General features: G+C 62.2%; 13 protein-coding genes. 9 read left to right on the forward strand and 4 right to left on the reverse strand.

The features are described from left to right. Nucleotides 1-65: 65 nt before the first annotated feature. Entirely contained in the window at nucleotides 66-1,085 is a 1,020-nt protein-coding gene (locus VY732_RS10665; protein WP_331695365.1) for an alpha/beta hydrolase, read from the reverse strand. A 128-nt stretch (nucleotides 1,086-1,213) separates the two neighbouring features. Here VY732_RS10665 and VY732_RS10670 point away from each other — a divergent pair, with 128 nt between their 5' ends. Then, nucleotides 1,214-2,113 carry a LysR family transcriptional regulator gene (locus tag VY732_RS10670; RefSeq protein WP_331695366.1) on the forward strand — a complete coding sequence of 300 codons (900 nt, stop codon included), beginning with the start codon at nucleotides 1,214-1,216 and terminating at the stop codon, nucleotides 2,111-2,113. Between the two features lie 530 nt (nucleotides 2,114-2,643). Here VY732_RS10670 and VY732_RS10675 read toward each other — a convergent pair. From VY732_RS10675 to gspG, 3 genes are all read right to left on the reverse strand, one after another. Beyond that, a complete protein-coding gene (locus VY732_RS10675) occupies nucleotides 2,644-3,240 on the reverse strand; it encodes a hypothetical protein (RefSeq protein ID WP_331695367.1) in 597 nt (198 codons plus the stop codon). A gap of 75 nt (nucleotides 3,241-3,315) precedes the next feature. Continuing rightward, nucleotides 3,316-4,503: a type II secretion system F family protein gene (locus VY732_RS10680; RefSeq protein ID WP_077572067.1), complete on the reverse strand. Its 1,188-nt coding sequence runs from the start codon at nucleotides 4,501-4,503 to the stop codon at nucleotides 3,316-3,318. A 14-nt stretch (nucleotides 4,504-4,517) separates the two neighbouring features. Then, nucleotides 4,518-4,946: a type II secretion system major pseudopilin GspG gene (gene gspG / locus VY732_RS10685; protein ID WP_034152611.1), complete on the reverse strand. Its 429-nt coding sequence runs from the start codon at nucleotides 4,944-4,946 to the stop codon at nucleotides 4,518-4,520. 205 nt (nucleotides 4,947-5,151) lie between these two features. Here gspG and VY732_RS10690 point away from each other — a divergent pair, with 205 nt between their 5' ends. The 8 genes from VY732_RS10690 to VY732_RS10725 all read left to right on the forward strand — a co-directional run bounded on the left by VY732_RS10690 (nucleotide 5,152) and on the right by VY732_RS10725 (nucleotide 18,509). After that, nucleotides 5,152-5,760: a lytic transglycosylase domain-containing protein gene (locus VY732_RS10690; protein WP_077572069.1), complete on the forward strand. Its 609-nt coding sequence runs from the start codon at nucleotides 5,152-5,154 to the stop codon at nucleotides 5,758-5,760. Between the two features lie 200 nt (nucleotides 5,761-5,960). Continuing rightward, complete coding sequence (gene mnxG / locus VY732_RS10695) at nucleotides 5,961-11,786, forward strand: manganese-oxidizing multicopper oxidase MnxG (RefSeq protein WP_331695368.1); 5,826 nt, start codon at nucleotides 5,961-5,963, stop codon at nucleotides 11,784-11,786. Nucleotides 11,787-12,217: 431 nt separating this feature from the next. Continuing rightward, nucleotides 12,218-14,140 carry a YncE family protein gene (locus tag VY732_RS10700; RefSeq protein ID WP_331695369.1) on the forward strand — a complete coding sequence of 641 codons (1,923 nt, stop codon included), beginning with the start codon at nucleotides 12,218-12,220 and terminating at the stop codon, nucleotides 14,138-14,140. 14 nt (nucleotides 14,141-14,154) lie between these two features. Beyond that, complete coding sequence (locus tag VY732_RS10705; protein ID WP_116031129.1) at nucleotides 14,155-14,805, forward strand: SCO family protein; 651 nt, start codon at nucleotides 14,155-14,157, stop codon at nucleotides 14,803-14,805. Next, nucleotides 14,802-15,422 (forward strand): SCO family protein, encoded by a 621-nt coding sequence (locus VY732_RS10710; RefSeq protein ID WP_331695370.1) that lies wholly within the window; start codon nucleotides 14,802-14,804, stop codon nucleotides 15,420-15,422. The genes VY732_RS10705 and VY732_RS10710 overlap by 4 nt, the downstream gene beginning before the upstream one ends. A 9-nt stretch (nucleotides 15,423-15,431) precedes the next feature. Next, complete coding sequence (locus VY732_RS10715) at nucleotides 15,432-16,982, forward strand: ABC transporter substrate-binding protein (RefSeq protein ID WP_331695371.1); 1,551 nt, start codon at nucleotides 15,432-15,434, stop codon at nucleotides 16,980-16,982. Nucleotides 16,983-16,997: 15 nt separating this feature from the next. Then, nucleotides 16,998-17,759: a peptidylprolyl isomerase gene (locus VY732_RS10720; protein ID WP_331695372.1), complete on the forward strand. Its 762-nt coding sequence runs from the start codon at nucleotides 16,998-17,000 to the stop codon at nucleotides 17,757-17,759. Between the two features lie 219 nt (nucleotides 17,760-17,978). Next, nucleotides 17,979-18,509: a response regulator gene (locus tag VY732_RS10725; protein ID WP_034152602.1), complete on the forward strand. Its 531-nt coding sequence runs from the start codon at nucleotides 17,979-17,981 to the stop codon at nucleotides 18,507-18,509. Nucleotides 18,510-18,586: the final 77 nt, after the last annotated feature.

Genomic DNA, 18,586 nt, shown 5'->3' on the forward strand with positions numbered 1-18,586 from the left:
GCGGCAGCTCCTACAGGAGAACGTATTCCAATGTAGGAGCTGCCGAAGGCTGCGATCTTTTGCCGTTAAGGCTGCAAGTGGGTTTTCAGCTCAGCTGCGGCCTGACGCACTGCCGCTTTCACTTCCGCAATCTGACTCAGCGGATTGAGCAAACCGAAGTCATGAATCATCCCGTTGTAACGCACCGAGGTCACCGCCACGCCGGCCGCATCGAGGTGCCGCGCGTAGCCTTCGCCTTCGTCACGCAACACATCGAACTCGGCAGTCTGCACCAGTGCCGCAGGCAAGCCTTTGAGTTGTTCGGCGCTGGCGTTGAGCGGCGAGGCGTGAATCTGCGCACGCTCGGCGGGGTTGGTGGTGTAGTTGTCCCAGAACCACTGCATCATGCCTTTGGTGAGGAAGTGGCCCTCGGCAAATTGCTGATACGAACCATCGTCGAACTGCGCGTTGGTCACCGGCCACATCAGCAACTGGAAGCGCAGCGCCGGGGCTTTCTGTTCCTTGGCCATCAACGCCACGACCGCCGCCATGTTGCCGCCGACGCTGTTGCCGGCCACCGCCAGACGCTTGCCGTCGACACCGATGTCCTTGCCGTGCTCAGCCACCCATTTCGTCGCGGCGTAAGCCTGGTTGATTGCGGTCGGGTACTGCGCTTCCGGCGACGGTGTGTAGTCGACGTACACCGCAACCGCGCCAGAACCCACCACCAAGTCACGAATCAAGCGTTGGTGGGTCGGGTAATCGCCGAGTACCCAGCCGCCACCGTGGAAGAACATGAACACCGGCAACTCGCCTTTGACCTTGGCCGGACGCACCACTTTCAGGTTGATCGTCTGGCCATCGACCTTGATCGCCTTGTCGCTGACTTCAACACCGGACAGATCCACTTTCACCGAAGCCTGGGCGCCGGTCAGTACCGCACGGGCGTCTTTCGGGCTCAGTTGCTCAAGGGGTTTGCCACCGCCGGCGGCGAGGGCGTTGAGGAAGGCTTGGGTATTGTGTTCGACACCGGAGGTCTCGGCGGCGAATGCATTGCCGATGGACAGGGCGAGGAGGGAAGCGGCGAGGGTTTTCGTGATGTTCATGTTCAATTCCATTTTTGAGTTTGTTGAGTGTGTGGGGGGTGGTTTCAACACCGTGGACACAGATTAATAGGGTGCCGAGAAGTGAAAAAGCGGCTATAAAGCGTTTAACTGTCCACCAGAGAGTGACAATGAACCCGTTCGAAGACATGCGTATTTTCTGCCAGGTCATGGACTCCGGCAGCTTCACCTCAGCGGCCGATCAGTTGGGCCTGTCCAAGCAGTTCGTCAGCCGGCGTTTGATGCAGTTGGAAGAGCGTCTCGGCGTGCGGTTGTTGAACCGCTCGACTCGGCGCCTGGACGTCACGCCGCTGGGGCAGAGTTATTACGAATCGGCACTACGGCTGTTGGGCGAAGTCGAGCAAGTGGAGCAGGGCATCGCCGGGCAGACTGCCGAGCCGCGCGGAACGATTCGCCTGAGTGCGCCGCTGTCGTTTGCCGTTGCGCATCTGGGCTGTTTGTTGCCGCTGTTCTTGCAGCGTTATCGGGAAGTTACGGTTGAGGTTGATCTGAGTGATCGGCCGGTGGATTTGCTCGGTGAGGGCTACGATCTGGCGCTGCGCATTGGCGTGCTGGAAGACTCGACACTGATTGCTCGGCGTATCGCGTCGATCGAACGGGTGTACTGCGCCAGCCCGGCGTACCTCGCTGAACGCGGTACGCCCCTCGAGCCGGAAGATCTGCACAGCCATGACTGCCTGCCGTACGGGCATAGTCGTTCGGTGCAGTGGCGCTTCAACGCGGGGCAGGGCAAGCCGCTGTTGGTCAATGTCACCGGGCGCATGCGGGTGAACAACGGCGAGCTGCTCAGGGATGCGGCGGTGCAGGGGATGGGGATTACCTATTTGCCGACGTTCATTGTCGGCGCGGCGTTGAAGGATGGCCGACTGGTGCCGGTGCTGGATGATTTGCGCCCGGAGCCGCTGACACTTTCAGCGGTTTACCCGCAACATCGTCAGGCCTCCAGACCGGTGCAGGCGCTGGTTGAATTTTTGCGTGAACGCCTGAACCAAAACAACGTCGCCCTCTGATCCTTACGCAGATCAAAACTGTAGGAGTGAGCTTGCTCGCGATAGCGTTCTGTCTGTCACAGCTTCAGTGTCTGAATGACCGCTATCGCGAGCAGGCTCACTCCTACAATTTATGGTGGTTGTCTGCGAAATCTGCGCACGCCACAAACCCTTGTGGGAGCGAGCCTGCTCGCGAAAGCGGTGTGTCAGTCAAAACATTATTGGCTGACCCACAGCATTCGCGAGCAGGCTCGCTCCCACATTTGTTAACGGTCGTTTGCGTAATCTTCAAACGCCGCAAAAACCCTGTTGGAGTGAGCCTGCTCGCGATAGCGTTCTGTCTGTCACAGCTTCAGTGTCTGAATGACCGCTATCGCGAGCAGGCTCACTCCTACAATTTATGGTGGTTGTCTGCGAAATCTGCGCACGCCACAAACCCTTGTGGGAGCGAGCTTGCTCGCGAAAGCGTTGTGTCAGTCAAAACATCATTGACTGACCCACAGCATTCGCGAGCAGGCTCGCTCCCACAGGTTTTGCGGTGTGTCTAATGATTAGTTGGCGCGCTTGTCATCGCCAGGCTCGCCGCCGACATGCACGCCGCGATCATCGCCGGCTTCAGCCGCAGCATGGACGCCACGATCATCACCGACTTCGCCAGCGCGGTGGACGCCGTGGTCATCGCCGACTTCACCCGCGCGGTGGACGCCGTGGTCATCGCCGACTTCACCCGCCCGATGGACGCCGTGGTCATCTCCCGCTTCGGCGTGCGTGCCGTTGCGGCCGGATGAGGCGCTGTCGCCCGAGTGTCCCGAGCCGTGGTCGCTGCCGCTGTGGCCACTGTTGCCGCCGCCACCGCTGCCACTATTGCCGCCGCCCCCATGACTGCCGCCGCCACCGCCACCGCCACCGCTGCCACTTCCACCGCTCCCACCGCCATTGCCGCCATTGCCGCCATGACCGCCACCTCCACTTCCTCCGCCACCACTTCCGCCGCCGCCCCCTCCGCTACCGCCACCACTGCCTCCACCACTCCCACCATCCTTGGCATAAGCACTGGATACCCCAGACAAACTGTCCGGAATGAGTACCGTTGACGCTGACAGAACTGCGCCGATGGCCATTGCGAGCACGAGCTTTTTAATGTGCATATCGTTCTCCGTCTTTGTGGTTTTGTTTGGGAACGTAAAAGTGCGTTGTTGCAGGGACCGGACCCGTTCCCGGGGTCAGTGAATACTCGAAGCCAGTTCGAAAATCGGGATGTACATCAGGATCACGATGACCCCGATCAGCAGGCCGATAAACGTCATCAGCAGCGGCTCGAACAACTTCACGAACCACTCCAGCCAGCGGCTGATTTCCTCGTCGTAGAAATCGGCGCTGCGTTCCATCATCTGCCCGAGGTTGCCGGACTGTTCGCCGGCGCGCAGCAGTCGTAGCGAGACCGGCGTCACCAGGTGATTGAGTTCCAGCGCGGTGGACAGCGATTGCCCCTCGCGCACCCGCTCGCACGCCTGATCGAGTCGCACCCGTGATGCCACGGTAAGCAAGCCGCGCACCATGGCCATGGCGGTCACCAGTGGAATCCCGCCTTGCAGCAGAATCCCCAGGGAGCGATAAAACCGCGCCAGTTCATACATGAAAATCCGTTGATGCACGGCCGGCAGTTTCTCCACCAGCCGATCCAGGCCACGGCGAAACGCCGGTTGCTTTTGCAGCACGGCGAGGGTGATGACAATGGCTGCCAATGCACCGAAGAACTCCGCCTGATGCGCATGCAAAAACATGCCGCTGCTCATCAACACCTGCGACAGCCACGGCAGGTTATTGCCCAAGCCTTCAAACACCAGACTGAAGCGCGGCACCACATAACCCATCAGGAACAGCACCACGCCACCGCCGACTATCAGCAACAGCATCGGGTAGATCGAGGCGCTGATGATCTTCTGGCGCACCTCGTCCATGCGCTGGCGATAACTGACATAGCGGCCCAGCGCATCGCCGACCGCACCGGTCTTCTCGCTGGACTGTACCAGCGCCACGTACAGCGGCGGGAACACCGCCGACAACTGGCCCAACGCCTGCGAGAAGGATTTGCCCTCGTAAAGCAAGCGAACCAGCTCACTCAAGGTTTTCCGGGCAGCGGGGGCGGATTCTTTTTCGGCGAGGCTTTCCAGCGCATCGATCAACGGTAGGCCGGCGTTGAGCAGCGTGGTCAGTTCCTGGCTGAACAACACCAGATTGAAGGTCTCACGCTGACGCAGTTTCAGCGAACGCCAGTGCTTGTCTACGTGCAGGCTGAGCACGCGCAAACCCTGATCCTCGGCGATGCGCCGCGCCTCGCTGTCACCCGGCGCCTCCACGCTCAAGGACACCACCCCAGCCTTGCCAACCGCTTTCAAATGAAATCGCATGGGCCGCGCTCCGCTCACTGCCAGTTGGTCACTTCGGCGTTTTCGCCTTCGCCGCCGGGCTGGCCGTCCTTGCCCATCGACAGCAAGTCGTACTCGCTGTTTTCGCCGGGATAGCGGTAGGTGTAGTTACGTCCCCACGGATCCTGCGGGAGCTTTTTCTGCAGGTACGGGCCGGTCCATTTCGCCTCGTCGCTGGGTGCGGTGACCAAGGCCTGCAAGCCTTGTTCGGTGGACGGGTAATGGCCGACTTCCAGTCGATAGATATCCAGCGCTTTGCTCAGTCCTTCGATCTGCGCCTTGGCCACCTTCACTTCCGAGCGACCGAGTTGGGCGAAGTATTTCGGCGCGACGATCCCGGCCAACAGGCCGAGTACCACCAACACCACGAGCAATTCGAGCAGGGTAAAACCGCGTTGGTCACGCGGACGAAATTGCAGCTTCATGATGACCTCCCGTGAGTGGCAGCCGAGTCGCCAGAAGGGCTTATGCAATTGCCATGCTCAGCCCCCACTCAAGAACGTCAACTTGGCTGAAGGCCTTGTAGTACGGGCTTTTCAAGAGTCGGCACAGTGCTTGCGTATGGCTCAAACGTGATCGGCCATTGGGGCATTTCCCCCAATTTATCGGGGTCGATCCGGGAGGCCCGACATGAAATTTATCGCCAGCGGATTGCTCGGTTGTGTGCTGCTCAGCGGCGCCGCGCAGGCCGATGTGTTCATCTCCGTGGACGCCAAGGGCAGCTACGTGCTGTCCAACGTTCACCGGCCCGGACGCACTTACGAACGGGTGATCCACGAGGCTGAAATGCCTGTGGCCAGCCTCGATCAACAGCCACAAATGATCGCCAACCAGCCCTACGCGGAACTGGTCTCGGCAGCCGCCAAAGTCAATCAATTACCCGAAGCGCTGCTGCACGCGGTGATCAATGCCGAATCCCATTACAACCCCGGCGCGACCTCGGCCAAAGGCGCCGGCGGACTGATGCAGTTAATGCCCGACACCGCACGCGAGCTGGGTGTGACCGACGTCTACGACCCCAAGGCCAACATCCAGGGCGGGGCCAAATACCTCAAGCGCCTGATGACCCTGTTCGACAACGACATTGCTCTCGCGGTGGCGGCCTACAACGCCGGGCCGGACGCGGTGCTCAGCCGTGGCCGGGTGATTCCGCCGTTCGCCGAAACCCAGCGTTATGTGCCGAATGTCTTGCGTCAGTACCGGCGTCTGCAAGGGCTGGCCATGGATGCGCCGTTGTGACCCCAACCTGGTTTTCCCCACTTTCGGGGCAAACGGCCAAGGCCCGAAAAGTGGGGGAAACGGGTGGGGAATATCCCCCGAACTCTCAAATCGTTGCGGTAACTGCTTGAACGGACATGTGATTTTTTGTGGCACGCGGATTGCTCCGGGGCATTTGTCGAGAAGTGTTCCCAAGAGCACCCACTACGAGGTTACTGATCATGGTTGGCATTCATCACGCTCCGTCTCTGTTGAACTGGCTGCTGATTCTGGCCTCGATGCTCAGCGTCGAACTGGCCGGCGCGGCTGTGCGTTGCGAGCGCAATCTGGTGGCCAACGTCGTCGCCTTCGATCAACCGCTGATGTTCAACCGCCTCGGTGCGCAGAACGCCAACGGCATGATGTTCGCCTTGCGCCGCGACGTGGTGGATGAACATGACCAGTCGCTGGCGTACGGCGGCTCAGCGGCGCCGGGCAAAGTCTCGCTGCGTCCGGACAAGCGTCCGCGGCCGCTGGTGTTGCGCGTAGCTGCCGGCGATTGCCTGACGATCAATCTGCAGAACCTGCTCGACTATCAGGCCAACCCGAACAAGCACTTTGAAAATGAGGGCGAGGAAGGGGTCGAAAACGCCAACGGCGCCGAAGCCTTCAAAGTCGATGAGCAGGTGGCGGATCGTCACGTCGGTTTCCAGGTCAACGGCCTGCAAGCGGTGAACAGCATCGATGACATTTCTTCGTTCACCGGGCGTAACGCCAACAGTCTGGTGCCACCGGGTGCCAGCCGTTCCTACACCCTGTACGCCGAGCGCGAGGGCGCGTTTGCCGTCAGCAGCCGTGGCGCAACGTTCGGTGGCGAGGGTGCGGCCGGCAACGTTGCCAATGGCTTGTTCGGTCAGGTCGTCGTGCTGCCCAAGGGCGGTCGCACTTATCGCAATACCCTTACCGAAGAAGAAATGCGCCTGGCCACCACGGGCCGCGCGCCCACCGGCCAACCGATCGTCGACTACCAGGCGCGCTACCCGCAACGCGAACCGTGGTTGCGTGAAGGCAAGGCCGGTACGCCGATCATCAGCATGGTCGACGGCAATGAAATCATTTCCAGCGAAAGCGATGCGATTGTCATGGGCAGCAACGCCGACGGCAGTTTCCCGCCCAGCACCTATCCGCTGGAATCGATGGGCAAACGCAACCCGGCGATCCCCAACCGCCTCGAAGCGTTTCGCGATTTTGCCTCGCAATTCCAGGACGAAACCGCCGCCACCCAAGCGTTCCCCGCGTACTGGGCGGATCCGGTGATGGCCCATGTGCTGGAGCCGACCCGCGACTCGTTCATGATCAACTACGGCTCCGGCGGCATGGGCGCCGAAGTGGTCGCCAACCGCTTGGGCGTAGGGCCGATGCACGATTGCCTGTCGTGCGCCTACGAAGAATTCTTCCTCAGTTCGCACACCGTTGGCGATGTGGCAATGCTGGTGGATGTGCCGGCCAACGCCGGGCTTGAGAACATCGCCCCAGGCCAGACACCGCGCGCCGATCAGATCGGGGTGAAAGCCACCATGGCCCTGTATCCGTCGGAGCCGTCGAACGTCAACCACAGCTATATCGGTGACTTCGTCAAATTCCGCAATACCCACAATGGCCACGAGCAACACATCTTCCACCTGCACGGCCATCAGTGGCTGTTCAACCCCAACGACGACAACTCCGATTATGTCGACGCCCAAGGCATCGGGCCGGGCGCCGGTTATACCTACGAAATCGCCAATGGCGGTTCCGGCAACCGCAACCGCGTGGCCGGCGATGCGATCTATCACTGCCATTTCTATCCGCACTTCGCCCAAGGCATGTGGGCCATGTGGCGGGTGCACGATGTCTTCGAAGAAGGCACTCGACTCGACGTGTCGCAGCAGGGCGCCGACGGTTACCACAGCGAACCGTTTGCCTTGCGCAGTGGCAAACCGGCGGCCGGTGCACGCGCCTTGCCGGACGGCGAAATCGTCGCCGGCACACCGATACCGGCGATTGTGCCGCTGCCGGGCAAAGCCATGGCGCCGATGCCCGGCAAAGTCGTGGTGGTGCCGAAAATCGGTGAAACCCTGGTCGCCGGTAATGATGACGACGAAGAAGAGGGCGATGACGACGGCGAGCACCACGGCGGCAACGCTGGCGGTCAAGCCATCGGCTCACTGGCGCTGGTCGATCGCAGTGAAGCCAACCGCAATGCCGACGGCAGCCTGAAAAACCCGGGCTATCCGTTCTGGATCGGTGGCATGGAAAGTTCGGTCGGCCAACGTCCGCCAACCCCGCCGCTGGACATGCTCGACGCCGCCACCGCGCAAACGCTCAAGGCCAGCGGCAAAGCGCTGTGGGCCAATCTTGATCCGGCGCAGTCCGGTGGCTGGAATGGTGGCTTGCAGCGGCACGCACTGGACGGCGTCGCGGCCGGTGGCGAGGCGCACACCGTGACCACCTCGCTGGACTTCTCCAAGGAAGTCACCCGCGCCAAACCGATTTACCTGCCGGAAGAAGGCACCGAAGTCGAACAAGCGGCGATGGCCTTCCACGCGAAAAAAGACCATCCAAGTTATGCCTTGCTGCCCGGCAATCAAGTGGTGGCCAAGGCGTTCCGCACCAATGGCGCCTTGCCGATGGCCGGCGCACCGTATTACGAACCGTGCATGGACGATCGGCAAAAACGCCTGACCAGCAGCGCCGGCAGCGGCGAATTCAACAGCGGTGAACGCATCGACGGCCTGTCCTTTGTCGGCGCCTCGAGCTTCACCGCCGACCGCCCACGGATCTACAAAGCCGCCAACATCCAGTTCGACGCGGTGTACAACAAAGTCGGTTACCACTTCCCGCAGGCGCGCATTCTGGCGCTGTGGGAAGACGCCTGGCCGGTGATCACCAAGCAGCGTCCGCCAGAGCCGCTGGTGATGCGCATGAACACTTTCGATTGCGTGCAATACCAGCAAACCAACCTGGTGCCGGCCACCTACGAGATGGACGACTATCAGGTGCGCACGCCGACCGATGTGATCGGTCAGCACATTCACCTGCCGAAGTGGGACCTGACCTCGGCGGACGGCTCGTCCAATGGCTGGAACTACGAGGACGGCGTGCTCTCGCCCGGCGCCGTGCAGGAACGCATTCATGCGATCCGCGAGTTCAATCAGTGCGCCGGCACCGATCCGCGCGACGGCACTCAGGCCTGCCCGAAAGCCAAGAACCATCCGTTCTTCGGTCAGTACGGCCGCGCCGACTGGCTCGGTGCGCGCACGGCGATGCAGCGCTGGTTCGTCGATCCGGTGGTCAACGCCAAGGGCGTCGATCGCGGCCTCGGCACGATTTTCACCCACGACCACCTCGGCCCATCGACGCACCAGCAGATTGGTCTGTACGCCACTGTGTTGGCCGAGCCGGCCGGTTCCACCTGGTTCCACGCCGAAACCGGCGAGCCTCTTTATAGCGGGGCACGTCAAGATGGCGGGCCGACGTCGTGGCAAGCGGTGATCAACACCGGTGACCTCGACGGCGACGGCAAGAACGACAGCTTCCGCGAGTTCTTCCTCGAATACAGCGACTTCCAGCACGCCTATGAAGCCGGTGTCTACGTCGGTGCCGGCCCCAACGGTGTGCCGAATGCCCAGGCGTTCCCGGCGACCGCCGACAGCTTTCGCTACGCGATCAATCCGCCCGTGCGCAACAACGCCAGCAACTTGCTAGAGGGTGTACTGGAAGTGCAGGGCGGTCAGGTCCCGGGCTGCCCGAGCCGGCCATGTCCGCAGGCGATCTCGGTGGATGATCCGGGCATGTTCGTCGTCAACTATCGCAACGAACCGCTGGCCCTGCGCGTGTACGACCCGAACAAGGTCGGCCCGGACGGCAAGCGCGGCATGCAGGCCGACGGCCTCGGTGGTGATCTGTCGTTCGCCATGCAAAGCCGCACCGACCGCGCGATTCCGGCGATGAACCTGGCGCCGAATCTGCTCACCTCGGCGACCGGACCCACCGGGGGCACCACGCTGTTCCCGCCGCACATCAACAAGGGCGGCGCCGAACCTGGCGATCCGTTCACACCGATGCTGCGTACTTACACCGGCGACAACGTGCGGCTGCGGGTGCATGCCGGCGGTCATGAAGAAGAGCACAACGTCACCCTGCACGGTGTGAAATGGCTGCAGAGCGGTTCCGGTTTCGGCAACAGCTCCAACTCCGGCTGGCGCGCCTCGCAAATGATCGGCATCTCCGAGCAGATGGGCTTCATTGCGCCGGTGTCGATGCTCTCCAGTTCCGCGGCGACCACGGGCGACTATCTGTACTCGATGGATGCCTCGATCGAGGGCTACTGGAGCGGGATCTGGGGCGTGATGCGCAACTACACCGCCAAACGCGCCGACCTGTTCGCCATCCCCAACAACCCGAATCCGGCGGGCATGCGCAACACCGTGGCGTTCGAGGGCAGTTGCCCACGGATCAGCGCCAACCCCAATGGCATCGGCACGCGGCCGACGGTACAGCGCAACTACGAAGTGGTCGCGGCACTGGCCAATGACATCCTCGGCAATGCGCTGGGCCTGACCATCGGCGATCCCGAAGGGCTCGGTCAGCATGTCGGCGGGCCGCTGAATCCGGCGGGCGGCACCCTGGTGCTGAACTCGCGCACGGTGAGCATTCCACAAGTCACCGTGACCGATCCGGAGGATGGCGAAACCATCACCATCGGCGGGCAGAGCGGGCCGCTGCATGACCCGACCGCGATTCTGTATGTGCGCAAATCGGACCTTGATCCGCTCAGCGGCAAGCTCAAACCCGGCATCCCGGTCGAACCGCTGGTGCTGCGCGCAGCGGCGGGGGATTGCATCAACATCACCCTGGAAAACCGTCTGCCGAGCGTGATGCCTGACCTGACCCAGACGGCGGTGATGCAAGGCATGGTCAAGCGTGATCGCAACAGCGGTCTGGGCTCGACAACGTTCAGCAACAACCTGATGCGGCCATCCAGCCACGTCGGCCTGCATGCGCAATTGCTGGCGTACGACATCACTAAATCCGACGGCGCCAACGTCGGCGCCAACCCGATCCAGACCGTGCCACCGCGCGTCGGCAACAGCGGCGCGTACCCGACCCGTACCTATCAGTACTACGCCGGGCACTTGGAGCGTGAAGGCAAACCGGTGACGCAACTGGGCCGCAGCGTCGACAACATCAATGCCACGGCGGTGGAGTTCGGCGGTTTGAATTTCACCCCGGCGGACGTGATCAAGCAACCGCAAAAAGGCCTCGGCGGGGCGATGAGCATCCTGCCGATCGGCGCGACCTGGGTCGACGATGCGCGCAAGGTCAACGCCACGGTGACGGCGCCTGGGCAAACCAGCTACCGCGATTTTGCGATGGTCTGGCACAAGGCGTTGAACACCCGTTGGGCCAATGGCCGGCCGGTGGAAGGGATTGCGGCTGAGGGCTTCGGCGTGCCGACCGATCCGCAGGACAACTCGAGCATGGCGATCAACTACAAGACCGAACCGCTGTGGTACCGCTTCGGCCTCGCCCCGGACGCACCGTTCGGGCATGCCGATGGCGCGGGTTATGGCGATATGACCAACGCGCACATGGCTTACAGCAATGCGTTGGTGGGTGGCGATCCGCAGACGCCGGTGCTGTATGCCAAACCGGGGCAGCCGTTCCGCACGCATATTTTGATGCCGAGCGGTGGCAGTCGCGGCACTACGTTCCAGCTCGACGGGCATGTCTGGTCGGTCAATCCGTTCCAGGCCGAGAAGAGCGATGTCGGTGGCTATCCGATGGGCTCGCCGGGCGTCGGCTCGGTGCGCTTCGGCTACAACCCGATGTCGATGTACATCGGCGCCCACGAAAGCGTCCTGCCGGCCGCGCACTTCAGCTTCATGATCCCGAGCGCCGGCGGCAGCAATGCGATACCGGGGGATTACCTGTTCCGCGACTACGCCGCCTACGGCAACACCTCCGGGTTATGGGGACTGCTGCGCGTAACCAACGAACCCGAGCCGGCGCCGCAGGGGCAGTAGGCACAACGACAATGTCCCGGTGGATGCAAATCCCCTGTAGGAGTGAGCCTGCTCGCGATTGGGGCTACTCGGTTTCGGATGGTGAGGCAGATGACGCCATCGCGAGCAGGCTCACTCCTACAGGGGCCGGTGGTTGGCAGTGAGGATGCGGTAGGAATGCAAATCCCTTGTGGGAGCGAGCTTGCTCGCGAATGGGAGCAATCCGGTTTTTGAGGGTGAGGCTGAAGACGCCATCGCGAGCAGGCGAAGGCCTACAGGGGCCGGTGGTGGGCAGTGAGGATGCGGTAGGAATGCAAATCCCTTGTGGGAGCGAGCCTGCTCGCGAATGGGAGCAACTCGGTTTTCAAGGGTGCAGCTGAAGACGCTTTCGCGAGCAGGCTCGCTCCCACAGGGTCGGTGTTTTGCCAGGTGAAGAGGTAGGGGAGAGTTAGATGAACAGGATCATCAACATCATCGGTATTTGCACGCTGGCCATGGCCGGTGCGTTGCTGACGCTGAGTGAGATTGCGCTGGCACAAACCGTTGCGGGTCAGACGCTGAACCGCGACGGCGTGGCGGTGGATTTCAACTTCAAGCCACTGGCCGCTGACGGCAAGCTGCGCGAAGGCGAGTTCGCCGATGTGCAGTTTCACATCACTGACAGCGCCTCCGGCCAGCCGTTGTCCGGGGTGGCGCCGGGCGCCTGGGTCGATCCGCAAACCCTCGCCGCCGATCAAGCCCAGGGCCGCGAAAAGAGCTGCAAAGCCCGGGTCGGGGTGTTCCTCAAATCCAACATCGGCGCGCGGCCGTTGCTCGACCTCAACAGCTACTTCCTGCTGGTGATGAACCGCGACGCCAGCATCGCCGTGGTCGATCCGTCGGTCTCGGTCGGCGGCATCACCAGCACCCTCGCGCGGATCGAACTCAAGCAACCGCCGATGGACTGGGTCACGCCCAAAGACAACAAACGCGTGTTCGTCTCGATGCCGACGGCGGGCGAAGTCGCGGTGATCGACAGTGAACAATTCAAGGTTCTCGATTCGGTCAAAGCCGGCAGCCAACCAGTGCGCGTCGCGCTGCAACCAGACGAACGCCTGCTGTGGGTCGGCAACAACGCGAGCAAAGCCGAAGACTCCGGCGTGACAGTGATCGACAGCCAAAGCCTCAAACCCCTCAAACATTTACAGACCGGTCGCGGCCACCACGAAATCACCTTCAGCAAAGACAGCCGCTTCGCCTTCGTCAGCAACCGCGACGACGGCACCGTCAGCGTGATCGACATCGCCAGCCTGACCATCGTCGAGCAGATCAAGACCGGCTCCCATCCGTTATCCGTCGCTTACTCGCCACTGTCCGGCGCGGTCTACGTGGCCGACGGCAAGGACGGCACCGTCACTGTGATCGACGCCAACACCCACGCCATTCGCCGGGTGATCAAACTGCAACAAGGCCTCGGCCCCATGGGCTTCAGCGCCGACGGCCGCTTCGGTGTGGTGCTCAACACCTTGGAAAACCGCGCCACGGTTATCGATGCCGCCACCAACAGCGCCATTCATGATCTGGACGTCAGCGCCGAACCCTACCAGGTGGTGTTCACCCAGGCCTACGCCTACATACGCGGACTCGCTTCACCGAAAGTCACCATGATCAACTTGTCCTCGCTCGGTGAAGGCCGCCAGCCGATCAGCCAGGGTTTCGAAGCCGGCCCGCAAGCGCCGCGCCTGGCCGGCGATTTGCCGCTCGCTTCAAGCCTTGCGGTATCACGCGACGACAACGCGGTGTTCGTGGTCAACCCGGTCGACAACACCACCTATTTCTACGCCGAAGGCATGAACGCGCCGATGTCCGGTTACCCCAACCGTGGCCAGATCGCCCGCGCCGCGATGGTCATCGACCGCAGCCTGCGCGAAGTCTCGCCGGGGTTGTACAGCGCGCGGGTGAAGCTACCGGCAGCGGGGCGCTTCGACGTGGCGTTCCTGCTCAACCAACCGAACATCATTCACTGCTTTACCGCGCAGATCGAAACCAATGGCGCCCTGGTAAAACACTTCGGCGCACCGAAAGTCGAGTTCCTTCTCGACAAGACTGCCGTGGCGCTCAACGACCCCTACGTCGTGCGTTTCCGCATCGTTCAAGGCAAAGACAAAACCCAGCGCAGCGGCGTCAAAGACGTGCAATTGCGCTACTACCTCGCGCCCACCTCGCACCCCCGCCAAGTGGCGGCGCTGGAAGTCGCCGACGGCGTATACGAAGCGCCTATCACCCTTGACCGCAGCGGCGCCTGGTACCTGCACGTGCGCGCGGCGTCGCTGGGCGCCGGTTTCGATGACAAGACCTTTGCCAGTGTTCGGGTAGCCCCCGGCCAGGCCCGTTGAAGAGGAGTTTCGACATGAACCGATTTGCATCCGCTGGCCTGCTGACCCTGTGCCTGTTGAGCCTCGGCATTCAACACGCCAACGCTCATTCGGCAGATGAACACGCCGGGCACACGGCCCCGGCCAGCAACACGCAAGAACACGCCCAAGTGAAATTCGCCAACGTGCCGCTGCTCGACCAGAACGGCAAAACCGTGCGCCTCGAACAAGACCTGGTACAGGGAAAAATCGTCGTCATGAGCTTTATCTACACCAGTTGCACCACGGTGTGCCCGGTGGTCTCGTCGATCATGGGCAAGGTGCAGAAACAGCTCGGCGCGCGCGTCGGCAACGAAGTGCAACTGGTGTCGATCAGCATCGACCCGCAGCGTGACGACCCGAAACGCCTGCAGGATTATGCGCGCACCTTCCAGCGCGGGCCGGGCTGGAGCTGGCTGACCGGTTCGCCGCAGTCGATCAACGAAACCCTCAAAGGCCTCGGCAGTTTCAGCGGCGACTTCAAGAATCACCAACCGTTGATCCTCGTCGGCGACGGCAACAATCGTCACTGGATGCGCTATTACGGCTTCACCGACCCGGCGCTGCTGGCCAAGGAAGTGGAAAAACTCAGCGGCCTGCGCACCCACGCCAAACACACCGCCATCGCCATGGAGCAACAGCCATGAGACTGCTCGACTGGATCTCCCTGAGCGTGTGCTTCTGGATTCTCGGTAACGTCGCGTTCGCTCACGAAGGCCACGTCTCTGAGCCACCAGCCGCTGTGGCCGCCGCGCCGGCCAAAGGTACCCACGACGCGAAAACCTGGTTCACCGACACGCCGTTGCAGGATCAGAACGGCGAGACGTTGCGCTTCTACAGCGACGCACTGCAAAACCGCATAGTGCTGCTCAACGTGATCTTCACCAGTTGCACCGATGCCTGCCCGCTGATCACGCAAAAGCTCAAGGAAGTCCGCGAGTTGTTGGGCGACAAGGCGCCGGACATCACCTTTATTTCCCTTACCAGTGACCCGCTGCGCGATACGCCGGCGGTGCTCAAGGCTTACACCTTGAAGCAGGGTTCCGATGACCCTCATTGGCTTTTTCTTACCGGCGACAAGGCGCAGTTGGACCTGGTATTGAGCCGCATCGGCCAGATCGTGCCGACACCCGAGCAGCACTCCACGCAGTTGATCGTCGGCGATGTCGCCAATAAACGCTGGAGCAAAATCCGCCCCGACGCCCCGGCCGCCGCCATTGCCCAGCGCTTGCAGTTGCTGACAATGCCCGTGGCCGGTCGCTGAGCCCGCGCCATGAAACGCTGCCGCGTACTCGCCCTGATCCTGCTCGCTGGCGTCAGCCTTGGCGCGGGCGCTGCGCCGCTGACCCCGGAAGAAGGCGCGGGCAAGCGTCTGTACCGCCAGGGTCTGTCGGCCAGTGGCGAGGCGATCATGGCGCGGGTGGGTGCGGCGGACGTGTTGCTGCCGGCGACCAGCCTGCCGTGCGCCAATTGCCATGGCGCCGACGGCCTCGGTCGACCTGAGGGCGGCGTGCGTCCATCCGAATTGAATTGGGCGCGACTGACCAGCACGTACGGCCAGCAACAGGTCAACGGCCGCAGTTATCCGGCCTACAGCGAAAGCACTCTCGCCACTGCCATTGAGCAGGGCCGCGACCCCGGCCACAACCGCCTCGACCCGAGCATGCCGCGCTTTCTTCTGTCGATGAAGGATCAGCGCAACCTCAGCGCCTATCTCAAACGCCTCGCCGACGAACGCGACCCCGGCCTCGACGCCGAGACCTTGCACCTCGGCACCTTACTGCCCAGCCAAGGGCCGCTGGCCGAGGAGGGTAAGACCGTTGCGGCGGTGCTCAACGGCAGTGTCGCGCGGATCAATCAGGCCGGTGGCATTCACGGCCGGCAGTTGCGGTTGACGGTGATCGATCCCGGCCCGGACCGCGCCAGTGCAGAGCAAGCCTTGCAGCAGTTGATCGAGCAGGAGCAGGTGTTCGCCCTGATCGCACCGCTGGCACCGGCTCTCGACAGCGAACTGGGGCCGCGTCTGGAACAGGCCGGGGTGCCGCTGATCGGGCCGATGTCGATCCTCGGCACCCTGCAGGCCAGTCCACAGATTTTCGAGCCGTTGCCGGGATTGCGCGAGCAGTTGATCGCGCTGGCCGATTACGCCACGGCCAGTTTGCGCGTGCTGCAAGGGCCGACGCTGATCGCCTATCCCGACGACCCGGTACAAACACTGGCCGCGCAAAACCTCGGTCAGTACTTGCAGGAACACGGCTGGCAGAAAGTCCATCTGCAAGCCTATGACCCGGCGGCGGATGCGCTGCCGCTGGGTTCGCGTTCAGTGTTTTATCTGGGCAATGGCGGCGGCTTCAGTCGTCTGGCAACGCGGCTGCAAAGCGCTGGGCAAGTGCCTTACCTGTTCGCCGCCTCAAGCCAGGTGGCCGGCGATCTGCTGCAAGTCCCCGACGGTTTCACCCGGCGGGTGTTTCTCGCCTATCCATTTGTGCCCAGCGACTGGACTCAGGCCGGGCGCATGGCCCTGACCTTGTTGCGCGAAGGCCAAGGCCTCGGCGCCCAGCACGCGGTGCTGCAAGTCGGTGCCTACGCCTCGATGCTGCTGCTCAGCGAAGGCATGAAACAGGCTGGCCGTGATGCCAGCCGGGAAAAACTGGTGGCGGCGCTGGAAGGCCTGCACGACTTCGACACCGGCCTGACCCCGCGCCTGAGTTTCGGCCCCGGCCGACGCCTGGGTTTGAGCGGCGCGCATGTGGTTACCGTGGATTTGCCCGATCAGCGTTTCTATCTGGTCGCGCCTTATAAACCGATTGTTGCCAGCCCCTGAACGGAGGGCCCGATCATGAAACGCACAACGCTGATCTTGCTGCTGACCTGTTGGCTGCCGCAGGCGTGGGCCAACAACGAACCGGCCGTGGCGCGGGTCAACGGCGATGAAATCTCCGGGTTTCGCTTCGAGCGTTTCTTCGCCGAATACCTGGAAGATCAGGGCCGCGCGGTAACCAGCATTCGCAGTCCCAAGGCCTATAAGGAACTGCGGCAGGCGGCGTTGCAAATGCTGATCGACAAAGAACTGCTGTGGCAGGAATCGCAGAAGCGTGGCCGACAGATCGACGAGCAAGCGCTGCGTCAGCAGATCGAGCAAACCCGCCTGGCCATCGGCGGCGCGGATAAATTTGTCCGTCGCTTGCAGGATGCCGGTTTCGATGAGGCGTCCTTCACCGAGTACACCCGCCGCGAACTGGCGGCGCAGCAGATGTTCGCCGAGTTGATACGGGCCAATACCTTGCAACCCCGCCACCTGTTGATCCGCGTGCCCGCGCAAGCGGATGCAGCCACAGTGGCTCAAGCGCGTCTACGCTTGATGCAAATGCGCGCCTCGATTGTCAGTGGGGCGAGTTTCGCCAGCGATCCGGTGCGTTCACCGTTCGGCTGGCATGTGATTTATTTGCAGAACCACTTGGAGGCCGCCGATGTCCCAGATTTGCATGGGCTGGATACAGTCAGGGCACAGCTCGCCCGACAGCAACAGACCCAGGCTCGTCGCCAAGTGCTCGCGCAATTACGGGGGCAGAACAGGATCGAACGAATTGACGACGACTGAAGGTTCCCCCCCAATAGTGGGGAATGGCTTCGATGCCCATTCAGGTGCTTCCCCGTTTCTGGGGAACGGGGTACCGGGACGAGCGGGCATTGTCATTAATTTCAAGGACATGAAGACATAAAATTACCGGCACTCAGCCTGGCATGAAGTGTGCGTTACCGATGGTAAGGCGCACTCTCAGGGCGGGGTCATCGGACCTGCTGTTTCAAGGAGTCGACCTTGGTTAACAAAGTACTGGTTGTCGAAGACGAACAGCTGCTTGCACAGAACCTTCAGGATTATCTGTCGGCGCAGGGGCTGGACGTCGCGATTGCACATGACGGAGCGACGGCTATCGGTTTGGCCGAAACCTTTGCCCCCGACGTGCTGGTGTTCGATTACCGCTTGCCCGATATGGAAGGCTTTGAGGTGCTCGACGCGGTCCGCCAGAACAGGACGTGCCATTTTGTGCTGATAACGGGTCACCCGACCGCTGAAGTCTGTGAGCGGGCGCGGCAACTGGGGGTCAGCCACATCCTGTTCAAACCGTTTCCCTTGGCGGAACTGGCGCGGGCGGTCTGCGACCTTCTTGGGATCAAGCGCGAAGCGAAACCCGGTGCGAGCCCTTCCGAGGGTTTTGTCGAACGACGCCAGAGCAGGACCGAGAGCTTCCCGTTGCAGTTGTACGATGGCAGTTGGGTGTTGGCGGATCGGCGACGACAGTTGCACGCCATGGCACCGGACGACGATCAAATGCTCACCGGGGAGTAATGGCGCGAACAGACGTTCCGGCACTTGCCGCCAAGGTTTGCCGCGCCGACAGGGCTCTAAGCCCCGGTTGGAGAGCA

Origin of the sequence: Pseudomonas sp. ZY71 (assembly GCF_036542145.1) — a bacterium.
GTDB classification, from domain to species: domain Bacteria; phylum Pseudomonadota; class Gammaproteobacteria; order Pseudomonadales; family Pseudomonadaceae; genus Aquipseudomonas; species Aquipseudomonas koreensis_A.